This window comes from Ruficoccus amylovorans, assembly GCF_014230085.1.
Lineage (GTDB): Bacteria > Verrucomicrobiota > Verrucomicrobiia > Opitutales > Cerasicoccaceae > Ruficoccus > Ruficoccus amylovorans.
In genome coordinates this window covers 151,104-175,369 of the sequence record NZ_JACHVB010000034.1, presented here as the reverse complement: position 1 = coordinate 175,369, position 24,266 = coordinate 151,104, and the positions used below count along the sequence as shown (strand labels likewise).

Annotated in this window: 22 protein-coding genes; 9 read left to right on the top strand and 13 right to left on the bottom strand. The window is 60.2% G+C overall.

Features of this window, described 5'->3' with window-relative positions; genetic code table 11:
* Positions 1-139 precede the first annotated feature (139 nt).
* From H5P28_RS11290 to H5P28_RS11240, 11 genes are all read right to left on the bottom strand, one after another.
* Positions 140-3,475, bottom strand: a complete 3,336-nt coding sequence (locus tag H5P28_RS11290; RefSeq protein ID WP_185675805.1) for a TonB-dependent receptor — start codon at positions 3,473-3,475, stop codon at positions 140-142.
* Positions 3,476-3,542: 67 nt separating this feature from the next.
* Positions 3,543-4,355 (bottom strand): TlpA family protein disulfide reductase, encoded by an 813-nt coding sequence (locus H5P28_RS11285; protein WP_185675804.1) that lies wholly within the window; start codon positions 4,353-4,355, stop codon positions 3,543-3,545.
* 18 nt (positions 4,356-4,373) lie between these two features.
* Positions 4,374-5,111 carry a hypothetical protein gene (locus H5P28_RS11280; RefSeq protein WP_185675803.1) on the bottom strand — a complete coding sequence of 246 codons (738 nt, stop codon included), beginning with the start codon at positions 5,109-5,111 and terminating at the stop codon, positions 4,374-4,376.
* 38 nt (positions 5,112-5,149) lie between these two features.
* Complete coding sequence (locus tag H5P28_RS11275) at positions 5,150-6,532, bottom strand: tetratricopeptide repeat protein (protein ID WP_185675802.1); 1,383 nt, start codon at positions 6,530-6,532, stop codon at positions 5,150-5,152.
* A gap of 10 nt (positions 6,533-6,542) precedes the next feature.
* The gene (locus tag H5P28_RS11270) at positions 6,543-7,202 is read right to left on the bottom strand and encodes an energy transducer TonB (RefSeq protein WP_185675801.1); all 660 of its coding nucleotides are present in this window, start codon (positions 7,200-7,202) and stop codon (positions 6,543-6,545) included.
* Positions 7,203-7,215: 13 nt separating this feature from the next.
* Positions 7,216-7,620, bottom strand: a complete 405-nt coding sequence (locus tag H5P28_RS11265) for an ExbD/TolR family protein (RefSeq protein ID WP_185675800.1) — start codon at positions 7,618-7,620, stop codon at positions 7,216-7,218.
* A 6-nt stretch (positions 7,621-7,626) separates the two neighbouring features.
* Entirely contained in the window at positions 7,627-8,034 is a 408-nt protein-coding gene (locus tag H5P28_RS11260; protein ID WP_185675799.1) for an ExbD/TolR family protein, read from the bottom strand.
* A 4-nt stretch (positions 8,035-8,038) separates the two neighbouring features.
* Positions 8,039-8,638, bottom strand: a complete 600-nt coding sequence (locus H5P28_RS11255; RefSeq protein WP_185675798.1) for a MotA/TolQ/ExbB proton channel family protein — start codon at positions 8,636-8,638, stop codon at positions 8,039-8,041.
* A gap of 20 nt (positions 8,639-8,658) precedes the next feature.
* Positions 8,659-10,053: a MotA/TolQ/ExbB proton channel family protein gene (locus H5P28_RS11250; protein WP_185675797.1), complete on the bottom strand. Its 1,395-nt coding sequence runs from the start codon at positions 10,051-10,053 to the stop codon at positions 8,659-8,661.
* A 29-nt stretch (positions 10,054-10,082) separates the two neighbouring features.
* On the bottom strand, positions 10,083-10,847 hold the full coding sequence (locus H5P28_RS11245; RefSeq protein WP_185675796.1) for a DUF3450 family protein: 765 nt from the start codon (positions 10,845-10,847) through the stop codon (positions 10,083-10,085).
* A gap of 185 nt (positions 10,848-11,032) precedes the next feature.
* Positions 11,033-12,442: a hypothetical protein gene (locus tag H5P28_RS11240; RefSeq protein WP_185675795.1), complete on the bottom strand. Its 1,410-nt coding sequence runs from the start codon at positions 12,440-12,442 to the stop codon at positions 11,033-11,035.
* Positions 12,443-12,664: 222 nt separating this feature from the next.
* Here H5P28_RS11240 and H5P28_RS11235 point away from each other — a divergent pair, with 222 nt between their 5' ends.
* Complete coding sequence (locus H5P28_RS11235) at positions 12,665-13,759, top strand: PAS domain-containing sensor histidine kinase (protein WP_185675794.1); 1,095 nt, start codon at positions 12,665-12,667, stop codon at positions 13,757-13,759.
* A 143-nt stretch (positions 13,760-13,902) separates the two neighbouring features.
* Here the strand turns inward: H5P28_RS11235 and prfB are convergent.
* Both prfB and H5P28_RS11225 read right to left on the bottom strand, forming a co-directional pair.
* A protein-coding gene (gene prfB, locus H5P28_RS11230; RefSeq protein WP_185675793.1) for a peptide chain release factor 2 occupies positions 13,903-15,049 on the bottom strand; the annotation gives its coding sequence in 2 pieces (ribosomal slippage) (positions 13,903-14,973 and positions 14,975-15,049; 1,146 coding nt in all).
* 98 nt (positions 15,050-15,147) lie between these two features.
* Positions 15,148-16,803, bottom strand: coding sequence for a sigma-54-dependent transcriptional regulator (locus tag H5P28_RS11225; protein ID WP_185675792.1), 1,656 nt, complete (start codon positions 16,801-16,803; stop codon positions 15,148-15,150).
* Positions 16,804-16,864: 61 nt separating this feature from the next.
* Between H5P28_RS11225 and H5P28_RS11220 the strand changes: the two genes are divergently transcribed.
* The 8 genes from H5P28_RS11220 to tsaE all read left to right on the top strand — a co-directional run bounded on the left by H5P28_RS11220 (position 16,865) and on the right by tsaE (position 24,143).
* The gene (locus H5P28_RS11220; protein ID WP_185675791.1) at positions 16,865-17,866 is read left to right on the top strand and encodes a site-2 protease family protein; all 1,002 of its coding nucleotides are present in this window, start codon (positions 16,865-16,867) and stop codon (positions 17,864-17,866) included.
* Positions 17,867-17,944: 78 nt separating this feature from the next.
* On the top strand, positions 17,945-18,883 hold the full coding sequence (locus H5P28_RS11215; protein ID WP_185675790.1) for a DMT family transporter: 939 nt from the start codon (positions 17,945-17,947) through the stop codon (positions 18,881-18,883).
* A 42-nt stretch (positions 18,884-18,925) separates the two neighbouring features.
* Positions 18,926-19,474 carry a bifunctional pyr operon transcriptional regulator/uracil phosphoribosyltransferase PyrR gene (gene pyrR / locus H5P28_RS11210; RefSeq protein ID WP_185675789.1) on the top strand — a complete coding sequence of 183 codons (549 nt, stop codon included), beginning with the start codon at positions 18,926-18,928 and terminating at the stop codon, positions 19,472-19,474.
* Positions 19,471-20,424, top strand: a complete 954-nt coding sequence (locus H5P28_RS11205; RefSeq protein WP_185675788.1) for an aspartate carbamoyltransferase catalytic subunit — start codon at positions 19,471-19,473, stop codon at positions 20,422-20,424. Before pyrR ends, H5P28_RS11205 begins: the two co-directional genes overlap by 4 nt.
* Positions 20,421-21,701 carry a dihydroorotase gene (locus H5P28_RS11200; protein ID WP_185675787.1) on the top strand — a complete coding sequence of 427 codons (1,281 nt, stop codon included), beginning with the start codon at positions 20,421-20,423 and terminating at the stop codon, positions 21,699-21,701. Before H5P28_RS11205 ends, H5P28_RS11200 begins: the two co-directional genes overlap by 4 nt.
* A gap of 164 nt (positions 21,702-21,865) precedes the next feature.
* Positions 21,866-22,717, top strand: coding sequence for a CPBP family intramembrane glutamic endopeptidase (locus tag H5P28_RS11195; RefSeq protein WP_185675786.1), 852 nt, complete (start codon positions 21,866-21,868; stop codon positions 22,715-22,717).
* Positions 22,714-23,691: a thiamine-phosphate kinase gene (locus H5P28_RS11190; protein ID WP_185675785.1), complete on the top strand. Its 978-nt coding sequence runs from the start codon at positions 22,714-22,716 to the stop codon at positions 23,689-23,691. Before H5P28_RS11195 ends, H5P28_RS11190 begins: the two co-directional genes overlap by 4 nt.
* A complete protein-coding gene (tsaE, locus tag H5P28_RS11185) occupies positions 23,688-24,143 on the top strand; it encodes a tRNA (adenosine(37)-N6)-threonylcarbamoyltransferase complex ATPase subunit type 1 TsaE (protein ID WP_185675784.1) in 456 nt (151 codons plus the stop codon). Before H5P28_RS11190 ends, tsaE begins: the two co-directional genes overlap by 4 nt.
* The last annotated feature ends 123 nt before the right edge of the window (positions 24,144-24,266 follow it).

The following is a 24,266-nucleotide window of genomic DNA, read 5'->3' as shown; positions in this document are numbered from 1 at the left end:
AAAAACAGGCCGCATTATGACGGGCTTGCATGGCAAACCGATGGCCACACGGTCACATTTGCGTTACATTGATAATCAATTTTTCAAGTCTGAGCTGCGTAATCCCGGCCCCGGCTCCAGATCAAATTGCCCGCCGCAGTTAAAAGGTGTACTCCAGCGCGAACTTGAAAGTCTGCCCGATCTTGACGGATTCGCCGTAGATGGTCTCGTTCGTCATCTCCTGCGAATAAATGATGCTGCGGGAAGTATCGGTCAGGTTGCTGACGCTGAACTGGAACTGAAGATTATCCGTGATATTCTGGCTGATAGTCAGATCCAGTGTGTAGAAAGGTGCCGAATACTGGTCGATGCTCAGGTCCGCCCCCGAGCCCACCGTCGTGAGCACATCGCTCTGCGCGAAGATCGAAAGCGTGACAGCCGTCCCCCAGTCCGGATTATTATAGGTGACGTTGGCGTTGACGATGTACTCGGGCTGGTCGAACAGCCGGCGGTCGTTGGGCATATTACGCAAGGTGATGGTCTGCCCGTCGGTGGTCCCAGCGTTCGGGCTGTTGCCGTTGATCGTGTTGATGTAGGTCATCCGAACCTCATCCGGGAAGGCTACTTTGGCATCGATGTAGGCAAAGTTCATGCCGAAGGAAAAATACTCCAACTCGTCCGCAACGAATGCGAAGTCTGTCCCAAACTGGAACTCGATTCCTTTGAGGCGAGCCGTGTTCGGGTTGTTAAAGTAGGTCATCACGGTCGTGTTGGTATTTTTATCGTAGATGGCGATTTGCTCGATCGGGTTCTCGACCGTCTTATAGAAAGCACCCACGCCGATAATGGCTCCCTCCCAGGGGCGGTACTCCACCCCGAGGTCGAAACTCTCCACCTCCGAGGTTTGCAGAAGCGGGTTGCCCACGACGATGTCCCCCGTCCCCAACTCACGCGAAAAATACGGCGACAACTCACGGAACGACGGCTGCGCCAATGTCTGCGAATACCCAGCCATGAAGGAAACCTGCTCGGTGACGTCCACATTTACGGTGGCAGCCGGGAGGGCAAAGTTCTGGTTGATCCGTCCGCCCTCGGCCAACTGCTGCGCGATCACCTGATCACGGGTGAGGCCTCCCGTCGGTGTCGTATCAAAGCCTAGCAGATCGCCATTATAGATGTTCGGGTTGGTCTTCAGGGACTGGGCCAGCAGTGTCGTCAACGTCGTCAGCGCATTCAGCTCGGAGTAGCCGTTACTGTTCAGGCGGAGATTCCCAAAGCGGGCGCCCCCCGTGATCTGCACATTCTCCGTGAGATTGAACTGCGCCATCAGGTAGCCCGCACCGATATCACGGCTGGTTTCCGCCCAGGAATAACGGGCGGCACCATTGGCAGTCGATGCATTCAACACCTTGTCCACCACATCCTGCTTTGTATTTCCGGATACGGTTGTTTTCAAATCGATGTCCGTATCAACCTGATCAACGCTGCGGCTGGCCTGAGCCCAGAAACCACCCACGGAAAACTTACCGCTGAGCCAATCCGAACTTTTGTCTTTCCAGTCGTATTCGAGGTCCATGCGTGCCCCGTATTGATCTTCGGAAATATCGCGCCAGGTTTCCTGAATAAACGGAATGGCGTCGCCGATGAAGTTCGAATCCGTATAGAAATACTGGTCCGTGGAATTATCGTAAAGGTAGTTGGCCACGGTCTCATGCGGGGTGTTGCTCGTGGTCGAGCTGACCGTGCCCCCCCAGTTGAGCTTGAGGTCGTCCAGCTCGTCGAGCACGTGCCGTCCGCCCAACTGATAGGTGTAGAGCTCGCGCTGCTCGTAGGAAATGACGTCGGTGAAGACCGTGTTTGTGTCCGCGCCCCCGCGCCCGATGATATTGTCAACCCCGGTACCGGCCCCCGGCGTGCCAAAGCCACGGTCCGTGTTGGAACTGCCGGCGAACCCGGCGGGGAGGTAACCATTTTTCAGAGACTGGACAAAGTCGTTGCCGCTCTGACTCATCAGGAAAGTGAAGTCCACCCGGTTGTCACCCTCGGGATCGAGTTCATAGCCGACACCGGCGAGAATGCCAATCAGGACTTCGGCGTCAGACTCGGTCAAGTCATAGCGCAGGTCGCTCGCGCCGAGTTCGTAATTATAGAGGGACCCGGGAGCGCCTACCAGGCGTCCGGGGGGCGGAAAAGGGATGCGAATAAAGGAGGAGTTGGAGGCATAGCGTTTCTGCTGGTAGCCCTCCGCCGTACCGTAGTCGCTGTTGTAAGCACTGGAGAAAATCAGTCCCATTTTGCGGTTGTTCACCTCAAAGGTCCCACTGGCCCCGGCTGAAAACGTCAGGCCGATGGGCGCAGTCGTTTCAATCGGCACCACTTGCTTTGAGGCGCTGTTCACGATCACAGTAGAAGTGCTGCTCGCCGGAGCCTGCGGGCGCGAGTTGGCACCATCGGCGAGGTTGTCGTTGAAGGTGGCGCTCGGGCTTTTCAGGTAAGTGCCGGTGGCGTTCGTGTTAAAGCGAAAACCACCCTTGAAGAAGACGGTGGTTTCCTCCGCGTAGGCCTTGGTCTGCAGGTCGAAGGCCGCGCCCGAAGAGTTACTCGGCAGGTTTGGCAGGAACTGTTTCTGTGTGACCACGCTCTCGATCATTGAGGTGGGGAACAGGTCGAGTTGCATCCCCTGACGCACCGGGTCGGGACTGGGCACAGGGAGACCATTGAGCAAGGTGCTGTTGTAGCGGTCACCCAGGCCGCGAACGACGGCGAACTGCCCTTCGACCACCGTAACGCCGGGCATGCGCTGGATGACGCTCGCCAGATCGGAACCGCCGAACTTCGCAAAATCTTCCGAGGTCAAAAAGTCGATCGTACCGGGCGACTGGCGCTTGAGATCCTCCAGCATGTCACGCGTGCTGTCGAGCGACTGGAACTCGACCGCGAACTCCCCGAAGTCAAAAATGTCATCACTGAAACCGACCGGCTTGACCTCCAGCGCCGCGTCCGCACGCGTCACCTCGTCGGGATAAACCTTTACGTCGATGACTTCCTTGATCTTGTAACCGCTTTTGAAAAAGGACAGCGAATAGACGCCCGAGGGAACATCTTTGATGCCGTAAACGCCGCGCTCATCCGTGGCCACGGTCTGCTGGCGGGCGACTTCCGTCCCCTGCTCGATCCCCTCCTGCTCCGGCCATGTGAGCGTCACCGTAACACCTTCGACCACTCCTGCCGTCTCAGTATCGAAAACCTGGCCGCCGATACTGCCGATGCCTTCGGGAATTTCCTCCGCAGGCACAGTAGAGGCCGGACGCTTTTCCGGACCAGCGTCCTCTAGAGTAAAGTCACCCCAGTTATCATCCGCCTGCACAGACGACTTATCCTCATCCTGCGCCACCGTCACCGAACACCCGGCGGCAAGCATCAGCAAGCCCGATAGCATGGCGGCAACCTTGCGATACTTCAGGTTTTCAAACCCATAGTTACGGCGTAATTTCATATAATAAAAATCTTTTTAAACCGGCAAGAGAGGCTTCCGCCGGGGCTTTATACGGTCAAAACTTAGGTCAGTTTTTCAGTGATTCACGCAATGAAAGGTCGCCCTCCACAGCACGCTCGACATTGGCAGAAAATGAACCAGCCTCTATTTCATCGGCTCCCCACCGGGCCAGCACGCGGCCGTTCTTGTCCACCAGCACAGCGGTCGGATTGAGTGGCTGGTGATGAAGAGCGTTCACGTAACCTGCGCTCATGTGGAAGAACATGACCGGCCAGCTAATGCCCGAGGCGGCCAGATCCTTCATCATTTCGTCTTTGGCAGGGTCGAGCGCGATCGTGACAAAAAATAGCCGCGGGCATCGCTCCTCCAACTCACTGTGGGAAGCGACGAGGGCTCTCTGCGCCGAGGCAGCCACTTCCGAGCCCAGGTCCAGATAACTGATCAGCAGGTAGTCGGCATCCTTGAACGTCCAGGGGGAAATCTGTTGCAGGCTCTCAGGCCAAAAGAATTTGTTGCTCAACTGCACGCTGAGGTTACCCGCGCTCTGCCAGTCGCGATCGTGCTTGTTTCGCGCGACGCTCTCGGCAATATCCGTGGAGGCATACGGCACTTTGATCACGCCGTAGTTGCCGAAGTCGATCCACGCGCCATCTTCGACCGGAGCTACAAAAATCGCCGGACGGCCTTTTTTCAAAGTCGTCGTCCCCTTTTCAGTTGAGAGTGCCACATCCTCAGTCAGCTTGACCCGCTCCGGCCACCACTCCGAGCGTACCGCGATCTCCTGGTACAAGGGATCGGCAGAAACAGTCTCCGCGTCCGCGGACAAGCTCATCCCGACCGCGCTCAGCGATAAAACAAAAGTCAATAGTCGCGTCTTCATAATAGATGCCTTCCAAATTTATGAACTGCCGCGGGCGGCCTTGGCCATTTCGGCGCGTTCTGCGCTGGTGTGGCTGGTATTTACCCGAGGCGTAGGAAACCGTTGATAGGACCGCGGCTCGCGCTTCCCCTCTACCGCCCGTGAGGTACGCATCTGCGCATCCGCCATACTCACGACACTCCCGGCATTCTGAGATGAGCCCTTGCCATGCGAAGCGCTCCCGCCGCTGCCCGACCGCAAAGCCGCAGGCACTTCGATCCCGCGCTCTTCGAGCAAGGAAACATAGGACGGGTCGTAATACTTTTTCTGCTCCTGCGGACTGAGGCTTTCAAAACGGACCAGCCCCCTGCCCTTCCCCTCATGTTCGCGTGGGCTCTGACCGGTGAGTGCGAGCGTGCGGTTTATCTCGCCGATGTTACTCAGGCACAGTGTATAGTTACGGCCTGCTTTACTCAGCGTCAGCCGATGCTCCGCTGGTTCGTATCCGGACAGTGTGTATCCGAAAACGTCCTGCCCGGGACTGCGCCAGAGTTTTTCGCCGGTCTTGCTATTGTGCAGGCTCACCAGGTATTCTCCACCGCTGAGCATGACCCCATGAAAAGAAATCTCCGGCTCGATCATCGCCGGTGTCATTGATGCAGCCACTGGCTGAGCCAAAATCCCGGTCTTGCGGGCGGGAGGAAGAAAAGGAGAATCTTCCAGCAAGGCATGACTCGCCGGATAAGCGGCCTGCGCGCATGCGCATGCCAGCATCATGCCCACGGAACATAGAGCTAACGCTGTGCCGGATGTCATCATGTATTGCGGGCCGCACGCTCGACATCTTCGAGAAAGCGGGCGATGCGCGGATCGTCGTTAATCGTGAGCGCGCGCTTGAGCAGCGGAACCGCATCGGCATAACGCTTTTCCTTCACCATCATCTGGGCGTACTGCACCAGCGCCTTAAACTCGTAGCCATCAACCTTGGCCGCACGTTCGTAGAGAAAAACTGCTTCTTCCTTTTTGCCCTTCTCCTGGTGGATAGCGGCCATTTCCAGCAGAGCGTCACCGTTGAGCGGATCTTGCGCGATAATCTCGGTCAATGTCTCCTGCGCCAGTTCGGAGTCACCCGTGGCACGGGCCACCTTGGCCTTCAGGTTCAGAATCTTGATCTTGTCCTCGGGCGTACTGGAAGCGTAGTGAGACTCGATCGTGTCGAGCATGCCGATGGCGCGGTCAAAGTCCTGCGAATAAACAAGTAGTTCGCCGATGTTCAGCATGGTCGGCAGAAACTGCCCCGAGGCGTCGGCCTGCATCAACTCCGTGTAGCGCTCCAGCGCCTGCTCGCGCATTTGCTGGTTCATATAGATGTCGGCTAGCAGCTTGAGGCTGGCGGGCTTGAGCTTACCCATCCGGCGCAGCATTTCCAGATTCGCAATCGCCCTCTCCGGTTGGCCGGAGCCGAGGTAGGCGTTAACCTGAAGCAGCCAGAACGTATCGTTCCCGGGATTCTTCTCGATCAGCGTTTCGATGAGCGCGTTGGCGTCGTCATACTTCTCCATCCCCAGCAGCGCCTGCACCAGACCCAGCTTCCAGTCCATCACGTCGGGCTCAGCCAGAATCGCCTGGCGGTAAGCCGCCTCGGCTGCAAAAGGGTCCCCCATGCTCAGGTAAATGTAACCGAGCAGCCCATACTGACGCCCGTCTTTCTCACCCAGCTCAATCGTGCGGCTCAAGTGTTTTAGCGCCTTGTCCAGCTCCTGATCCTGCAGATAAACAAGGGCGAGGTTCTTGTGCGCGCGGCGGTAGTTCGGGTACTTCTCCAGCGCCCGGTTGTAGAACTCCTTGGCCTGATCGTTCTGCTGCGCGGTCAGGTACAGCGTGCCAATGAGGAACAGGTAGGGCGCGCTGGCGTCCTCATCGAGATCCTCCTTCAGGCGGTCAGCCGCGGCCTGAGGATTGCTCTGGAAGAGGTCGCGCATTTCCTGCACCTGCTTGATCTCGTCCTTGTTATCGAACTGCGGCTCGACCTCCTTCAGCGGCTCGTAACTGTCAATGAACGCCGAGACAAACGCCTCATCGGTCCATTTCTGCTGCCACTGCTGCTCAAACTCCGCGCTGGGAAACTGGGCAAAAACCGCCTGCTGCGCAGTCGCGGCAAAAGCCGCTACGGCAAGGTATTTCGTTATCTGACGCATAGGTTTCCTGTTATTTAATGCTAAAAGGTATACTCAATTTCCCCCGGGCCTTCACCACCTGGGCGTTCTTCATACCGGGTTCAAATTTCCATTCACGCAGGGCGGCCATCGCTGCCTCACCGAATTCGGGAAAGGTGGCATCAACCACCTTGATGTCTATAACATCGCCATTCTGATCGATGACGAAGGTGAGCTTCACCACACCCTCAACCTTTCGGCTGGCCAACTGCCTCGGGTACTTCGGCCGTACCTGCTTAACAGGGCGGGGCTTCTGGTCCAAGTCGTCGAGTTCGTAGATGGCATTGAGGTCGAGATCACCCTTGCTGGCGGAAAAACCCGGCAGTGCGAAGTCACCGGCGAGGTCGCCGCCCATACCGGGGTTGAGCGCCAGCTCGAGCTGGTCGAGCGTGAGCTTCGGCGGCTCCTGCTCCAGCTCAATCTCCTCCTCGGGTGCTTCCTCCTCCTTGATCTCCTCTTCCTCGAACTGGAACTCTTCCGGCGGTGGCAGCGAAGCCTGCTGGACCTCGTAGGCATTCTCTACCTTGGCCACGTCCGCGATGAACTGCGTGACCGGGACGAGCAGGAAGACAAAGAAGCTGAAGGCAGCCCCAAGAAACAAGCTCAGGAGCGCGTTCTTGCGCGCGGAGGGCGACTGGTAAATCTTAGGCATGGCGGAGCATTCCTCAGTTCTGGGCGCTGGAGAAGGCGATGCGTGTGGCACCAGCCAGCTTTGCCTCAGTCACGACCTTGTCAAAAAGGCCGACGTCGGCGCGTTCGTCCGCTTGAATATCAATGGGCACATCCCCCTTAGACATGGCCTGTTTGACTCGCACAGCCACCCCGCCGACGCCGATTTCCTGGCCTCCGTAGATAACCTTGTTCTCCGAGGTGATGGCGAACTGCAGGCTGTTCTTGTCCAGCTTGTCATAGGCGACGACGCGGGGCTTGACCACCTCCACCCCGGTCTCTTCAACAAAGACCGTGGTCACGATGAAGAAGATCAGCAAAATAAAGATACAGTCGATCATCGGAGACAGATTGATCTCCATCTCCTCTTCCGGCTCGGCGGATATCGTAGGGCGCGGCATGGCTGCTTAATTCGTGGTGGTGAAGGAAAGGTTTTTCGCCCCGGACTGGTGAGCGACGGACCACACCTGGGCGAAAATACCCTGGCTGGAGTTCTTGTTGGCCGTGATCGTGACAGGGATTTCCTCGTCGCGTGTAATGGCGCTGTGGATACGCGCCCCGAGCGAGGCAAGCTGGATCTCCGCCCCGTCGAGCAGGATCTCGTCACCCTTGGTGATCTCGATGGAGACGCTCTCCTTATCCTCCATCGACATGGAGGACGAGGCCTGCGGCTTGTTCACATTGAGACCGACCTCTTCGACGAAAACCGTGGTCACGATGAAAAAGATCAACAGGATAAAGATACAGTCGATCATCGGAGACAGGTTGATCTCCGGTGTCCCCTCGTCTTGCTGAAATCTGCTGCGGATAGCCATGACGTTATTCGACTTTGAGTTGGGAAAGGGTCATGCTCTCCAGCCGGGCGATGTGGGCCTCGATGGAGTGGCGTTTACGGCGGATCACCATGACAAAAAACACTCCCGGCAACGCGATGGTCAGCCCAGTCTGCGTCGTGATGAGCGCCTTGCGGATACCGTCGGCCACCATTCCGGCTGTGTCGCTGCCTCCGCCCTGCGAGAGCGCGGCAAAGGTCAGCAACATGCCGATGACCGTGCCCAGCAGTCCCATGAGCGGAGCTGTCGCCACCAGCGAAGAGACGAAAACCGTGCGCCGCTCGATCATACCGATCATGGAGATACGCACCTCGTCGAAGCGGTTGCGGATACTCTTCTGCGTCATCTTTCCGCCCAGCACATAGCGAAGGATTTCCCCCACCCGGCCTTCGCCGGACTCGGGCTCGCGCACCCAGGCGTTCCACTTGTCCGCATCGAAGCGCCCCAGGTTGGTCCCGCGCAGGTAGAGCAGGGTCTGAAACGCCGTGGCGTACAGCAACACCGAGAGCAGCGCCAGCGGGTACATGACCCAGCCGCCGTTGGCCCAGATGGTCAGTATCTGCCGGATGGTTTCGTTTGTATCCATATTTCGCTACAGCGGAGGATTTACTTCATCGTGCTGATGCCGTTGACGAAGGAGACGGCGCTCTCCTCCATCGAGGCGAGTTTGCGCTTGGCATAGCGCGAGAGCAGCCCGTGCAGAATGAGGATCGGGATGGCCACAGTCAGGCCCAGCTCGGTCGTGACGAGCGCCTCGGAAATCCCCGTCGAGAGCGAACGGGCATCGCCCGTGCCGAAAATGGTAATCAGGTTAAAGGTCTTGATCATCCCGATGACCGTCCCCAGCAGCCCGAGCAGCGGAGCAGCCGCAGCAGTGATGGCCAGGAAGGGAAGGAAACGCTCCAGACGCGGTCGCACCTTGAGGATCTTCTCGAACATGAGCTCTTCGATCACGCCGCGCTTTTCCTTAAAGTGGGCAACGCCCTCGACCAGCATTTCTCCGGCCTCGCCCTTGATGCGCTCGGCGCGCTTGAGAGCCTCGGCCTGGTTGTCGGTGGCGAGGAGATCGAGCGTCTCCTGCACGTCGCTCTTTTTAGTCGTGGCGAAGCTGCCGATCTCGGCAACCTTGAACAGCCCCAACATAAGCGCGAGCAGGCCCAAACCGATAATCACGTAACCAACGATCTGCCCTTTCTGGATGTGCTGGAAATATGTCTCGCGCTGTTTCTCAACCTTGATCGCCTTGCCGCCAGAAGGGTCGGCGGCGACCACGCCCTGTCCGGTGGTGATGAGGTCAGTCAGGCCCGCGTTGAAGTTGACCGGCACGTCCACCACGACCGGGTCGGCCACGTTGGAGCGGTCTTCGATCAGACCGACGACGCTGCCGTCGTTGGAGGAAAAGAACAGTGACGGGCCAAAGATGGCGAACTTGCCCTCTTTGAGCACGCCTTCAGGCGAGAGCGCCGAGCCCTCAAAGACAAAGCCGCCGATCTGGTCGTCCAGTCGGTCCAATGCCATGTCCACGACATCAAGCTGCTTGCCCAGCTTGTCCTCTTCGCTCAGGTTGACATCGACCGGAGCGTTCTTGGCCGCGTCGAGGACCGCGCCGTAGTGCTGGCGCTCGCTGACTGACATCTGCGAGTTGAGGCTGTTGACGAATTCCGTCAGCCGGTCGGAAATATACTTGTTGGTGTCGCGCAGCGAATTAACCTGCTTACGCAAATCACCCAAGGCGATGGTGCGGCTGTCGCTGACTTTGAGCAGGCGCTCGGCCTCGCGGGTCTTTTGCAGCACCTGCTTTTCCAGTTCGTTGATCTCGCGGGCGAGGGGGATCTTCTCCTGCGCGATCTGCTCGCGCAGGTCGGCGAGCTGCTGCTGAGCGGCCTTGAGGTCCGCATCGACGCCCGCGCCGACCGCATTGAAGTCCTGCTGCGCGCACAGACCGGAAGTGACAACCAGCAGACCAAGCAGACCGGCGGTAAATGACTTGAACGGGTTCATATCAGGAAGAAAGTTTAAAGCGAAAATGTTTACTGAATGCTGGCCGGAAGCGGGATGAAGGTAATCGCGTCCACGGTCCCTTCCTTGATCCCACGCAGGAGCGCAAGCTGGGGCGCAAGCTCGTTGGCGGGGGTAAAGGTCCACCCCTCGTCGCCGACTGCGCCGATACCGGCGAGCTTGCCCTGGTCGTCCACGTAGTAGGCGCCCGCCAGGCCCCAGTACACCCGCCAGACCTGGCGCGGCTCGCCTTCGCCCATCTTCTCGGTCTCGCCATAGAGATGCACGTCGCGGTTAAAGCGCTCGGTCTGGCTGAGGATACCGACCACGTTCAGCACACGGTCGGAGAGCGAGACGTTCGCCTTCTTCGGGTCCGTCGGGATACGCACGACAAAGGTGTCTAGGCTCTTGCGCAGCGGCACCGGAAACTCCGGCGTAAGCGTGAGCAGCTTCTGCTCCAGGCCGCGAACCGACTCCTCCAGAAAGTTCTGCGCACGCATGTACTCGACACGTTCCAGCAAGAGGCCGTCGCGCTCCTTGTCACCCTCAGTCGAGTCGGACTCAAGCTGCTCGATCTTAGTATCAAGCATTTCGAGTTCGTCCTGCAGCAGCTTGCGCGTGTCCTCCAGGATTCCCTTCTCGACCGCCCACTCATTTTTCTCCTCGGAGATGAGTTGCTGGGTCTCGACCCACTTATCGAGTTTGCTCTTCGCCTGCTTCACAGGGGATTCGTCCTGGGCGAACAGCGGGGCCGCTGCCAGGCAGAGCGTGGTGATTAACAAAGGCTTCAGCTTCATAGACACAAAAGGTTCAGGAAAGCTGCCTAATCAGCAAAAAATCCCCGCGCTGACTAGGATTCTAATGTTAAAGTTCGGTAACGAGCGGCCGTTTTCGTAACAAAAGCGGGCATAAAAAAAGCGCCCGGGGCCAATGCCCGAGCGCCTTTACAGTGCTGTTACAAATCCGTTGCAATCGACCAGCTTTACGAAGCCGTTTCTGCCACCTTGCAGGGCAACATGGCCGCGTCACGCATCCCGTGGATGATTTTTTTATCTGCCGGACAGAAAGTAGCGAGTATCCCGTTCAGCGACGCTTTCTCATCCTCGATCATATAAAACGGACACAGGCGAAGGCGCCCCTGCATGGGCGTGGCCTTGCCCTCCTCGTTGTAAACCGGATGCGGTGTACGGCAGGGCTTGTGGTAATCCTGCAACACATGCAGGGTGGAGTCAGCCATAGCCACGGCCTCGGCGATACCCTCCTGCCAGTCACTCTTGGACACGTCGGAGCCGAGCACGACACTGCGCGCGCCCCAGGCCAGCTCGTGGAAACCGCTCGCCTTGATAATGAGGTTGCGCTCTTTTTGCGTGGCCTCGCCCAGTTCCTCCCAGCGGCGGATGGGCTTACCCTGCGCGTGCGGGGCGTCGAGCACGGCGTTGGGGGGAAGCTCGACCGGGTCCATGATCCACGAGTGCGGGACGATCTTTTTCAGCACTTTGTAGGAACGCTTGGGCAGGTTCTCGCGCCAGAAATCATCCAGCACATGGTGGTGCAGCAGGGCGAGGTTGAGCTTTTCCTCCTGGTAGGCCTTCATGGGTGGCGTCACCACGACGTCGCCGCTCTCGGCGGCTTCCAGGATGTATTGGGCTGTGGATACATTCCCCAAATCAAACAGCTCGAAGAAACGGTAAATGATGTCGATGGGCTCTGGGTTTCCCTCCACGTTGACGCAGAGCGTCCGGCCCAGCGGCATAATGTCCGTCGGGTGATAGACGTAAACGCGCTTACCCTCCTCACGCAGCCGTGCCGCGAGGTACTCGAACTCGGGCCGGTAGGTGTCGGCCTCGTCGCTGACCACGACCGCGATCAACGGGTTGGAGACCTCGGGCTTGGTCGCGGCCAGGGCTTTGTAAAAAGCGTGACGCATCCCGGCGGCTCCGCCAATCACAGCCGAGTCGTCCCCCTGCGCGTAGAGTTCGTTCAAGAAATCGGTTAGTCCGATACCGCCCGGCACCGAGTCCATCTCGGTCAGGGCAAAGCCGTCATCGGTCAGGAGCAAGTCGGGCCGGAGCACCTGCGGCATCAGCCCCTTGAACTGCTCATGCCGGGCGTGCTCGATCACGCGCATGGGCTTGCCACGGTCGAGGTAGTCGGCCACCCACGGGGCGATGAGTTCCTTGTTGCGCAAGAGGTTCTTACCCTGCCACGAGCGGCGGTAGAGCGTATCGAGCGCGAGGTAAAAGTCCCGGCAAGCCTCCCCGATCAGCTCGATCTCGCGCACCTGCGCGGGCGTGAGCGGCCACGCCTCGGGCGAGAGGCGCCAGGTCTTGTCTTCAAATAGCGGCTGGGCCTCCAGCGAGGCCTTGATGGTCTGATAGTCGAGCGAGGGCATGGCAAGTAAGGCTTACATCCTTAGGTGGTAAAACGACTAAGGGGAAACCTTTTCCGCCCCACGGCAAGCCGGGGATGCGTTTTTCCTGGCAGCCTCCGCGGGCGATGAGTCGCCCAGCCCTACCGCTGCCTCCCCAAAGCGGCCAGCGCATGATCGCTTGATCTTTGCCCGGAATGGCATTCTTGTAGGCTATGCCCGATTAATCATGAAGGAATCAAACCGATGAGCATACAAAATACTTCCGAGTATTCACTTGAGCCCTTTTTTGAATCGTTGCCTGAGCTGCTGTGTATTGCCGGTTTTGACGGGTATTTTAAGAAAATCAGCCCAGCCCTTTGCCGGCTACTGAAGTATACCGAAGCCGAGCTTTTCGCCCGGCCGATCAACACCTTCGTCCACCCCGAGGACCAAACCCTGACCGAAACCCATCGGCGCAACCTGTACGCCGGCAAGCCCCTTATCAACTATGAAAACCGCTACCTGACCAAGGATGGTGAAACCGTCTGGCTGTGTTGGAACTCCATCCCCCAAAAGGAGAAAAACCTGGTCTATGCGATCGCTAAAAACATCACCTTGTACAAAGAGCACGAGGAAGCTCGTAACTCCATGCTGGCTGAAATGACCCGCACAAACGAACGCCTGAAGCAGATGAACTACGCCACCTCGCATGATTTACGCACACCGGTGGCAAACCTGATCTCGATCTTCAGCCTTCTTGACCACAGCAAAATCACCGACCCGCAGACGCAGGAATTCATCCACATGCTCAGCGGGGCCGCAGAGGAGCTGGAGCAGATGCTGAACCGCTACCTCGATCAAATCGAGCAAGGCCACGCCGCAGACGTGCAGCTCGAAACCCTCTCGATTGAAAAAACGGTCGAAAAAGTCCAAAAGCCCCTCTCCTACCTGATCGCTGGCGCTCATGCCCGGATCACGCTGGACTTGAAAGCGTTCGACACCTTGGTTTTCAAGCAATCATATCTGGAGGGGATCTTCCTCAACCTGATCACGAACTCGATCAAGTACGCCCATCCGGACCGCGCCCCGCAAATCACCATCGAGACCCGGCTAGTGGATGGAGAAAAGCAAATTCGCTACACGGACAATGGAATCGGCTTCGACAGCGAATCCCAAAAGGATCGCATCTTCAGGCTACATGAGAAATTCCATAACAACAAGGATGGCAAAGGAATCGGCCTCTATCTGATCGCTTGCCATCTGCGCGAGCTCGGCGGTCACATCGAGGTCAGCAGCCAGGTCAATGTGGGCACGACGTTCACTCTGCACTTTGCGGCGCAGGAAGTAGCAGGGGGATAACTCGCCCCTACCATCGAAACCTCAAGTGCAGGCCCATGCCTCCGGAGGATGGGGACAACCAGCTCCCCTCCGATTCGAAACGGGAGAGACAGAGCGAAGTTTTTCAGTCTTATTTTCTCATCATCTCACGCTGTCCGCGTGACTTAATCCTCGATCTTGATTTCCTTGTTGCGGGAGGTGGGGCAACCGGCGCGCAGCCAGGCGTGGATGAAGTTGTCGAGGTCGCCGTCCTGCACGGCCTGGATGTTACCGGTTTCGACGCCGGTGCGCAGGTCCTTGACCATCTGGTAGGGCTGGAAGACGTAGCTGCGGATCTGATTGCCCCAGCCGATTTCGCCCTTCTCGCCGTAAAACTTCTCCAGTTCGGAGCGCTTTTTGTCCTGCTCATATTCATAGAGGCGGGACTTGAGCTGCTTCATCGCGCTGGCCTTATTTTTGTGCTGCGAACGCTCGTTCTGGCACTGCACGACGATGTTCGTCGGCAAGTGCGTGATGCGCACGGCCGAGTCCGTCTTGTTGACGTGCTGGCCGCCCTTGCCGCTGGCGCGGTAGGTGTCGATGCGCAGATCCTCGTCGCGGACTTCGATGTCGATGTCGTCCTCGATTTCGGCGATCACGTCCACCGAGCTGAACGAGGTGTGACGGCGTTTGTTCGAGTCGAAGGGGCTAATCCGCACCAGGCGGTGGACGCCGCGCTCGGCCTTGCAATAGCCATAGGCGTAGGGGCCAATGATACGCAGGGAGGCGCTGTTGATCCCGGCCTCTTCACCCGGCCCGATATCGAGCACTTCGACAGTGAAGCCCCGGCGCTCGGCCCAGCGCGTGTACTGGCGCAAAAGCATGTCCGCCCAGTCGCATGACTCGGTGCCACCGGCCCCGGCATGGATGCTGAGGATGGCGTTGTTCTTGTCCATCGGTCCGGAGAGGAAGGACTGGATCTCGATCTCGTCCAACTCCTCCAGCAGCGTCTCGACGCTACTGGCCAGTTCACCCTGAAACTCCTCGCCCTCTTCGGCGTCAGCTTCCTCGACCAGTTCGGCCAGGGCTTTCATGTCATCGACCTTGACCTTGTAGTCAACAATGCCACTGATCGTGCCCTTGAGCTGGTTTGACTCCGAGATGACCTTCTGGGCATTTTCCTGGCTGTCCCAGAACGAGGGGGAGCCCATCTGCTCCTCCAGCTCGGCTATGCGTTTCTGCTTGCCCGCGACGTCAAAGATACCTCCAGAGGTATCCGGCTCTCTTGGAGATTTCGTCGATGTGGGAACGCAATTCGGGTTCAATGGTCATGGGATGAGCTTTCTAAAAAATGGTTAATGGGTTCAATGGCTGGATGGCCGGAAAAGGAAGAATATCCGGGACACGGGAGGGCAAGGCCCAAGGTGAGGTCACGCGGTGATGTCGTACATGTCCATACGTTTCTTGAGCGTAGCGCGGGTGATGCCGAGAATGGTCGCCGCCTTGGCCTGGTTACCGCCGGTATGGGCGAGCGCACGGCGGATAATTTCCTTTTCCACCTCGACGAGCACATTCGTCTCGCCGCGCTCAAGCGCGGTGGCAAAGGCCAGGTCGAAAGCCTCGTCCGGCGTCATCCGGGGCGCGGTAACGACCTCCAGCGAGCGATCTTCCGGCAAACCAACGGGCACGCCAGAGGCATCAGCCGCAGCTCCGCCCAAGAGCGGGACGTCCTCGACGGCTGATCCCGGCACTCCGGAGCCGGTCTCAGCCTCTGGCGTCTCAGACGTTTCCACGTCGGAGGCAGCGACAGCTTCCGGCTCGCCCGCCTGGGCAGTTGAGGCGGAAGGATCGGCCACCGGTATGGGCGGCGGGGTGTGTGAAGTCTTCACCTTGCCACCGACAGCGGTGACGATCTCGGCGGGCAGGTCCTTGCGCAGGATGGTGTCGCCCTGGGCCAGCACGGCGCTGCGGAACATGACATTCTCCAGCTCGCGGACGTTACCCGGCCAATTGTAGGCCTGAAGAATGGCCAGCGCGTCTGTCGAGACACGGCTGACGCGGGTCTTGCGGTTTTTGACCAGCTTCTGAAGCATGTACTCGACCAGCATCGGGATGTCCTCCAGGCGCTCCCGCAGGCTGGGCAGGCGAATGCGGAAGACGTTCAGGCGGTAGTAGAGGTCTTCGCGGAAAGTGTTCTCGGCCACCATGCTTTCCAGGTTCTTGTTGGTGGCGGCGATGAGGCGGACATCAACCTTGATCGTCTCGGTCCCGCCCACGCGCTGGATTTCCCCCTCCTGCAAGGCGCGGAGAATCTTTGTCTGGGTCGGGGGTGACATGTCCCCGATCTCGTCGAGAAAGATCGTCCCCCCGTCACACAACTCGAACTTGCCCTTGCGCTGACCGGTGGCCCCGGTGAAAGACCCCTTCTCGTGCCCGAAAAGCTCGCTCTCGATCAGGTTCTCGGGGATAGCCGCACAGTTGACGGCGATGAAGGCTTTGCCGTTGCGGTGGCTGTGCTGGTAAATACAGCGGGCCACGAGCTCCTTACCCGTGCCGCTCTCGCCGGTGATCATCACCGTGGCGTCGCTGGCGGCGACCTGGCCGATGATTTTCAAAACCTCCTGCATCGGCTCCGAACTGCCGACGATACCTTCCTTGTAGTCCTCGCTGTTGAGGATGGGGGCGACGCCGCCCTTTTCCTGATTGGAGTCCTCGTAGGCGGAGACGGCTTTCTCGATCAACCCGAGGATTTTTTTCACATCGAAGGGCTTGATGATGTAGTCGAAGGCCCCGAACTTCATCGCCTCGATGGCGGTCTGTGCTGTGCCGAAGGCGGTCATGAGGATGACCATGGCCTTCGGGCAGGCGTGGCGCAGGTGCTGGAGGGTCTCGATCCCGGTCATGCCGCCCATGCGGTTATCCAGCAGGATGACGACCGGGTTCGCCTCCTTGGCGACCTTCAGGCCCTCCTCCCCACTGTCGGCGGTGACGACCTGGTACTGGCGCGCCGAGAGAATCCGCTCCAGCGTGTAGCGGATCTCGGAGTCGTCATCAATAACCAGAACGACTGGACTTTTCGTGCTCATGAAATATTAGTTAATAGCACCCCGGTAATGCCGAGGGAAGGACATTCATGCTCTAGCGGACATGCGCAAGTGGTCAATCAAGTTGTTTCGCCTCTTCGGCATCCGGGTGGAGGTCCACGCCAGCTTCCTGCTGCTGCTGATACTGGTCGGCATGTGGGGCTACGACGCGGCGGGCTGGCCGGGTGTGGCCGGGGGCATGGTTTACACGCTCTTTATTTTCGCCTCCGTGCTCCTGCATGAGTACGGGCACTGCTTTGCCGCCCGGCGCTACGGGGTAAAAATCCCCCGCATCCTGCTCCTGCCCATCGGCGGGATGGCGCAGTTCAGCCACATCCCGCGCGAGCCGGGGCGCGAACTGGTCATCACCCTGGCCGGGCCGCTGATGAACTTCCTCATCGCCGGGGTGCTCTTCGCGGTGTTGGGGTCTTCCGGCGGCTATCTCTTTTATAACCCCTTCAGCCTGCACCCACGCGAATTCCTGACCATGCTCATGATCTGGAACCTCGCTATGGGGATTTTTAACCTGCTCCCGATTTTCCCCATGGACGGCGGGCGCATCCTGCGCGCGCTGCTGGTCCTGAAGTTCGACTACCTGACGGCCACGCGCCTGGCCGTACACACAGGCAAGGTCCTCGGCGTGATCGCCATCGCGGCGGCGGCCTTTTACCTGCAAAGCCCGCTCACGGTCGCCCTCTTCGCTTTTATCCTGATCGGGGGCGAGGTCGAGTTCCGCCAACTCCGCAACACCGAATCCTACGCCGGGCTGACCATCTCGGATGTCACCCTGCCCGCCCGCCCGGAGGAAATTTTCCCGCTCACCAGCCAAACACCAATCCTCCAGGCAGGCTGGCCGCTGGAGTTTTACGCGCCGCTTTTCCGGGCGCAGAAGGACCGGATTTACCCCGTTTACGCCGGGGACAGCTTCATCGGCGTCGTGCGCACGGCCTACTTTGACCGCGCCCTGAGTGTCGCCCACACCCGCCGCCAGGTCCGACGCAGCCCCGCCTGTCGCGATTATGTCCGCGAGACGGACAAACCGCCGATCCTTCCGCCCCAACTCTGAGTTACTGAAAAGGAGAACTTTTCCAGCCAACCCGCAAACGCGGTTGCGCCACGGGCCTTCCGGCGTTTACGTCCGGGGATGAATGCCGAGCTGAAAAAAGCTTACCTGGCCGCCCTGGGCTACACACTGATTATCGGGTTGTCGTTTTTGTTCGTCAAAATCGCCCTGCGCAGCGCTGAGCCGCTCGACATCCTCGCGCACCGCTTCACCTTCAGCTTTCTGGCCGTGCTGATCCCGCTGCTCAGTGGGCACCTGCGCCTGCGCATCGACTGGCGGCGCGACCTGCCCGCGCTCCTGCCGCTGGCGCTGTTTTACCCGGTGCTGTTTTTCGCCTTCCAGGTCTTCGGGCTGGTCCACACCTCCACCTCCGAGGCGGGCATCATCCAGGCCACCATCCCGATCCTGACCATGATCCTGGCCGCGATTTTCCTCGGAGAACGCACCGGGGGCTGGCAACTGGCCGCTTCGCTCCTGTCCGTGGCCGGGGTGATTTTCATTTTTGCCATGAAAGGGCTCGAACTCAGCGGCGACGCCCTGCTGGGGGGCGTTTTTATCCTGCTCTCGGCCCTCTCCTTCGCGCTGTACAGCGTCGGCGCGCGCCGCGCCTGCCAGCGCATGGACGTGCTCAGCGTGACCTGCGTCATGATTGGGGTCGGCTTCATCGCCTTCAACGCCGTCGCACTGGGCAGGCACACGCTCTCCGGCAGCTTGCCTGTGTACTTCGCTCCGCTGTCCGACTGGCACTTCGTCGCGGCGGTGCTCTACCTGGGCGTGCTCTCCTCGCTCGTCACCTCCTACCTCTCCAACTACACTCTGGCCCGCCTCGAAGCCTCGAAAAACAGCATGTTCGCCAACCTCGCGACCCTCATCACCATCGTGGCCGGGGTGCTCGTGCTGGGCGAAAAGCTGGAGTGGTACCACCTGGCCGGAGGCGCGGCCATCATCGCCGGGGTCATCGGCCGCAACTTCCTCCCCGCGCCCAAACGGGCCTCTACGCACAATCCGCCACACAAATGATTTGCGCCCCCGCGCGGGCGAGGCGTAAGATCGGACGATTGCATGAATACCCAGACCACGATTGAGGCCGGGCGCATTACGCAGGCCCTCGAACGCCTGAGCGCGGACATTGCCGAAGCTCTCGCGCAGGCCGACGGCTCCGGAGAAAAACTGGCCCTTATCGGCATCGCCAACGGCGGCCTGCCCTTTTGCCAAAAGCTGGCCACCTCCCTCCGTAAAAAGCTCGGGTGCGAGCTGCCCGTCGGCAGCGTGGACATGACCTTTCACCGCGACGACGTGATGGCCAACCCCATCCCCGCCGCCAAATCCCGTACCGACCTCCCCTTTGAGATCGAAGGCGCGACCCTCATCCTGGCCGACGATGTGATCCACTCCGGCCGCACCGTCCGCGCCGCCCTTAACGAGATATTCGATCTGGGCCGCCCCAAACGCGTTTATCTGGCCGTCCTTTGCGACCGGGGCGGACGCCGCCTGCCCGTACAGCCGGACTTTGTCGGGCTCGTCCTGGACACCGACCCTTCGCAAAAAGTAAAAGTTAATCTGGACACCGAAAACCCGTCGCTCGACACTGTAGAAATTCTGCAAGCATGACGCCTTCGCCCGCCTGGACCCGTAAAGACCTGATCGCGATCGAGGATCTTTCCCGCGAGGAACTCGACATTATTTTCGCCACCGCCGAGAGCTTTAAATCCACCCTCGGCCGCTCGGTGAAAAAACTGCCCTCCCTGCGCGGAGTAACGGTCGTTAACCTGTTCATGGAGCCGAGCACGCGCACGCGTCTGGCCTTCGAGATCGCCGCCACGCGCCTGTCCGCGGATGTGATCTCGGTCATGGGCGACGCCAGCAGCCTCGTCAAGGGCGAGACCCTGCGCGACACGGCCCTGAACATCCAGGCCCTCTCGGCGGACATGATTATCATGCGCCACTCCGCCGCCGGCGCGGCCAAGTACCTGAGCGAGATCACCGACATGCCCGTGATCAACGCCGGGGACGGTGCCCACGCCCACCCCACGCAGGCCCTGCTCGACGCCTACACCCTGCGTGAGAAATTCGGCCCCGACCTCACCGGCAAGCACGTCACCATCCTCGGGGACATCCTCTTCAGCCGCGTGGCCCGCTCTAACATCTGGTGCCTCAAAAAGCTCGGCGCGCACGTCACCCTGGCCGGCCCCTCCACCCTCGTTCCCCGTGAATTTGAAAACCTCGGGGTGCGCGTCTGCCACGACTTGAAACAAGCGCTGGCCGACGCCGACGCGGTCATGCTCCTGCGCATCCAGCACGAGCGCCAGACATCCACCCACTTTCCCTCCCTCGGGGAGTACACCAGCATGTTCGGCCTGAACAAGCGCCGCGCCGCCTGGCTCAAGCCGAACGCGATCATCATGCACCCCGGCCCGATCAACCGCGGCGTGGAGCTGGACTCCGACCTCGCCGACTCCAGCCGCTCGGTCATCCTCGACCAGGTCACCAACGGCATCGCCGTACGCATGGCCGTCCTTTACCTGTGCGCCTCCACCAAGTCTCTTTCCACGGCCCAATGAGTGAGATTCTTTGCATCACCGGCGGACGCGTCATCGACCCCGCCAACCACCGCGACGAAACCGGCGACCTCTACGCCCGCGACGGCAAGATCGTCTCCTCCCTGACCGAGGCCGAGCGTGACGCCGCCACCGTCTTTGACGCCACCGGGCTGGTCGTTTGCCCCGGCTTCGTGGACCTGCACACCCACCTGCGCGAGCCCGGCGACAGCCACAAGGAGACCATCGCCTCGGGCACCCGCGCCGCCGCTGCCGGGGGATACACCAGCATCGTGTGCATGCCCAACACCAAGCCCCCCGCCGACAACGCCGGGACGATCCAGTTTATCAAGGAGCGCATCGAGCGCGACGCCGTCGTCAACGTCTTCCCCACCGGCTGCCTGACCGTCGGGCGCGAGGGCAAGAAGCTCGCCCCCACCGGTTCCCTCAAGGAAGCGGGCATTGTCGCCGTGACCGACGGCGGCCACTGCGTGCAGAACAACGAGATCATGCGCCGGGCGCTGGAGTACGCGGCGATGTTCGGGCTCGTCGTCCTCGACCATTGCGAAGACGCCGCCATGACGGACAAATGCGCCATGCACGAGGGCGAGTGGTCCCTGCGGCTGGGCCTGCGCGGCATGTCCCGCTCCGCCGAGGACATCATGGTCACGCGCGACGTTATTCTCTCGGCCCACTCCGGGGCACGCATCCACATCCAGCAGCTTTCTTCCGCCTACAGCGTGGATGTCATTCGCCGGGCCAAGGAGCGCGGCGTTCCCGTGACCGCCGAAGTCACCCCGCAACACCTTGCCCTGACCGACGAGGCCCTAAAAAACTACGACACGCACTGCAAGACTGTCCCGCCCTTGCGCGCCGAATCCGACCGTCAGACGCTGATTGAAGCCCTCTGCGACGGCACCATCGACTGCATCGCCACCGCGCACGCTCCGCACACCGAGATGGAAAAGGACCGCGAGTTTGACTACGCGCCTTTCGGCATGAACGGCCTCGAAACCGCCCTCTCCATCTGCCTGCAAACGCTGGTTGAAACCGGCCGCTGCGATCTTTCCACGCTCATCGCCTGCCTCACGCACAAGCCCGCCGCCGTCATCGGCCTGCCCAAGGGCACCCTCTCGGAAGGGGCCGATGCGGACATCACGGTGTTTGACCCGGGAGCGGAGTGGACCGTCACCCCGGAAGCCCTGCAAAGCCTTTCGCACAACTCGCCCTGGCTGGGTCAGACCCTGCGCGGAAAGGTCACGGCCACCTTCGTCAACGGTCGCAACGTCCTGGGCCGGTAACGGGAATTGGTTATCAATTCATTCCCCGGCAAACGAAAGCCACACGGAGCGAATGCGGCGAACACAGCGGTTGTTTTTACACAGCCCGGCTTTGCCATTTAGCGCGTCCTCCGGTTAGTATTGCCATTGCTTGACGGGATTACCCAGACTTACGCTTTCCAGACATGCTGACGCCCGAGCTCATAGCCAGCACCTACACCCTGCTCCTGCTGCTGGCCGGATGCGTGTGTCTGGTGCAGGATATCCAGCAGCAGCGCCGCTATAAGGACTTCGCGCTAGAGCCGTGGAAGGCCCGTCTGTTCGATTTTGCAGCGTTTTTCGTCGGCATGTTCGCGCTTCAGATGGTCGGCCAGAGTGTAGCTCAACTGATCATCGAAGCTGTCTCCCCCGACGCCGCCCACTGGCCCTATCGCACCGTGGCCCAGTTCATGGGTGCGCAACTCGGCGTGCTGGTCCTCTACGCCTTCGTCCTGCGCACCTATGCCGCCCAGGGGCTTTCGCTCAACCCCGCCAAGCTCTCCCCGCTGGCCGGGTTGAAGGCTGGAGCGTTCTTTTTCCTGGCTGCACTGCCGCTGATGACGTTCACCAGCCTGGGATGGCAATCCCTGCTCGGCTGGCTGCGCAAACAGGGCTGGGGCATCGAGACGCCCCACCAGCCGCTGGTCGAGCAGTTGACCGCGCTCAAAGGCTGGGAAGAATGGGCGCTGGTCGTGCTCATGGCCGGGATCGTTGCCCCCGTGGTCGAGGAACTGGTCTTCCGCGGGGCGCTGTACCGCTTCCTCAAAGGCCGGCTTCACCCGTTGCTGGCATTGACAGGCAGCTCGTTCTTCTTTGCCTTGATGCATCTTAACCTGCTCCAGTTTGTGCCGTTGTTTCTACTGGCCATGCTGCTGGGCCGCGCCTACGAACGCACCGGCTCTATCCTGGTCCCCATTTGCTTCCACGCCTGTTTTAACCTGAACACGCTTCTGCTCATCTCGATCGCTCCCCAAATCGTACAAACCTCTCCGGCATGACTCCTTTCTCTCATAGTCTGGCCCAAAGTGTCGGCAGCCTGAACGAAACCACCCTCATCAGTTGCATCCACAACTGGCTCGGGCGGGCCACTCCCCCGCCGCCGGCGGGCATAGGCGACGATTGCGCCGTGCTTCCCGCCGTGCAGGGCTCTCCACTGCTGACCATCGACCCGGTGGTCTATGGCAAACACTTCGACGACTCCCTCCCGCCCGAGCAGGTCGCCGCCAAGCTGCTCAAGCGCAACCTCTCCGACATTGCCGCCATGGGCGGGCGTCCGCACGCCGCCGTGCTCGGCCTCATGCTCTCCGCCAACCTCTCCATGACCTGGCTGGAGCGCTTTTTCGAGGGCCTGAAAGTCTCCAGTCTGACCTATAAAACGCACATCGTGGGCGGCGATATCTGCTCAGCCGAAGGACGCACCTTCGCGGCCACGCTCACCCTCTACGGCGAGGCTTCCCGCCCGGTGCAGCGCCTCGGCGGGCAGCCCGGCGACCGGGTCGCGGTCACAGGGCATCTCGGCGGTAGCCTGCTGGGTAAGCACGCCGCCTTCATCCCCCGCCTGACCGAGGGCCAATGGCTGGCCGCCCGCCCCGAAGTCAAGGCCATGATGGACCTGACGGACGGCCTGGCCAAGGATCTCCCGGCTATGCTTCCGCCTCAGGCCTGCGCCCGTCTCGACACCGCATCGGTCCCGCTCGACGAAGCCGCCGGTCGCATGGCCGAACGCTCCGGGCAAAGCCCGCTTTACCACGCCTGCTGCGACGGCGAGGACTACGAACTGCTCGTCATCCTCGACGGCCAGGCCGACCTTTCCCCCCTCCTTGAAGCCTGGAGCCGCGATTTTGACCTGCCTCTAACCCTGATCGGCAAGTTCGCCGACGCCAGCCCCGAAACCGACGGCCATCTCACCGACGCCGCCAACGGAAATATCCTCTTCCCCCGCGGTGGTTATCAGCACTTGAGCGGACAATGAGCGGGCAAGCGGCATTTCTCCACCGGCTGCGCATGGGGGTGCTCACCTCCGGCAGCGACGCGACCCGCCAGCTTGGTCAGGAACTGGCCGATTGCCTGCCCGATGACACCGTTCTCGCCCTGCACGGCAACCTCGGCACCGGCAAAACCACCTTTATCAGCGGCCTGGCGACCGGACTAGGCATCACCCGCCCCGTCACCAGCCCGACCTACAACATTTACAACCTCTATCGGGGCCGGCGACAGCTCGTCCACCTCGACGCCTACCGGCTGGAGCAGGCCGACGAAGCCGAAGGCCTCATGCTGGAGGACTTGCTGGAATCCCCCTGGCTGCTCGCCGTCGAGTGGCCGGAACGCTTTTCACCCGAATGGCTGCGCCGGGCCTGGCGGCTACACTTCAGTTTCGAAGGCGAAAACGAGCGCCTGATCCGACTCGAAAGCGATTCCAGGTAGCTTTGAGGATTATGCGAGAGGGTGTTTTTGAAAAAGAACACCCTCTCGCGCTCTTCCCCAAAAACTTTTGAGACGAAACTTCGTTTCTTCGCAAGAACGGGAACCGTCAAATTCGATTACTTT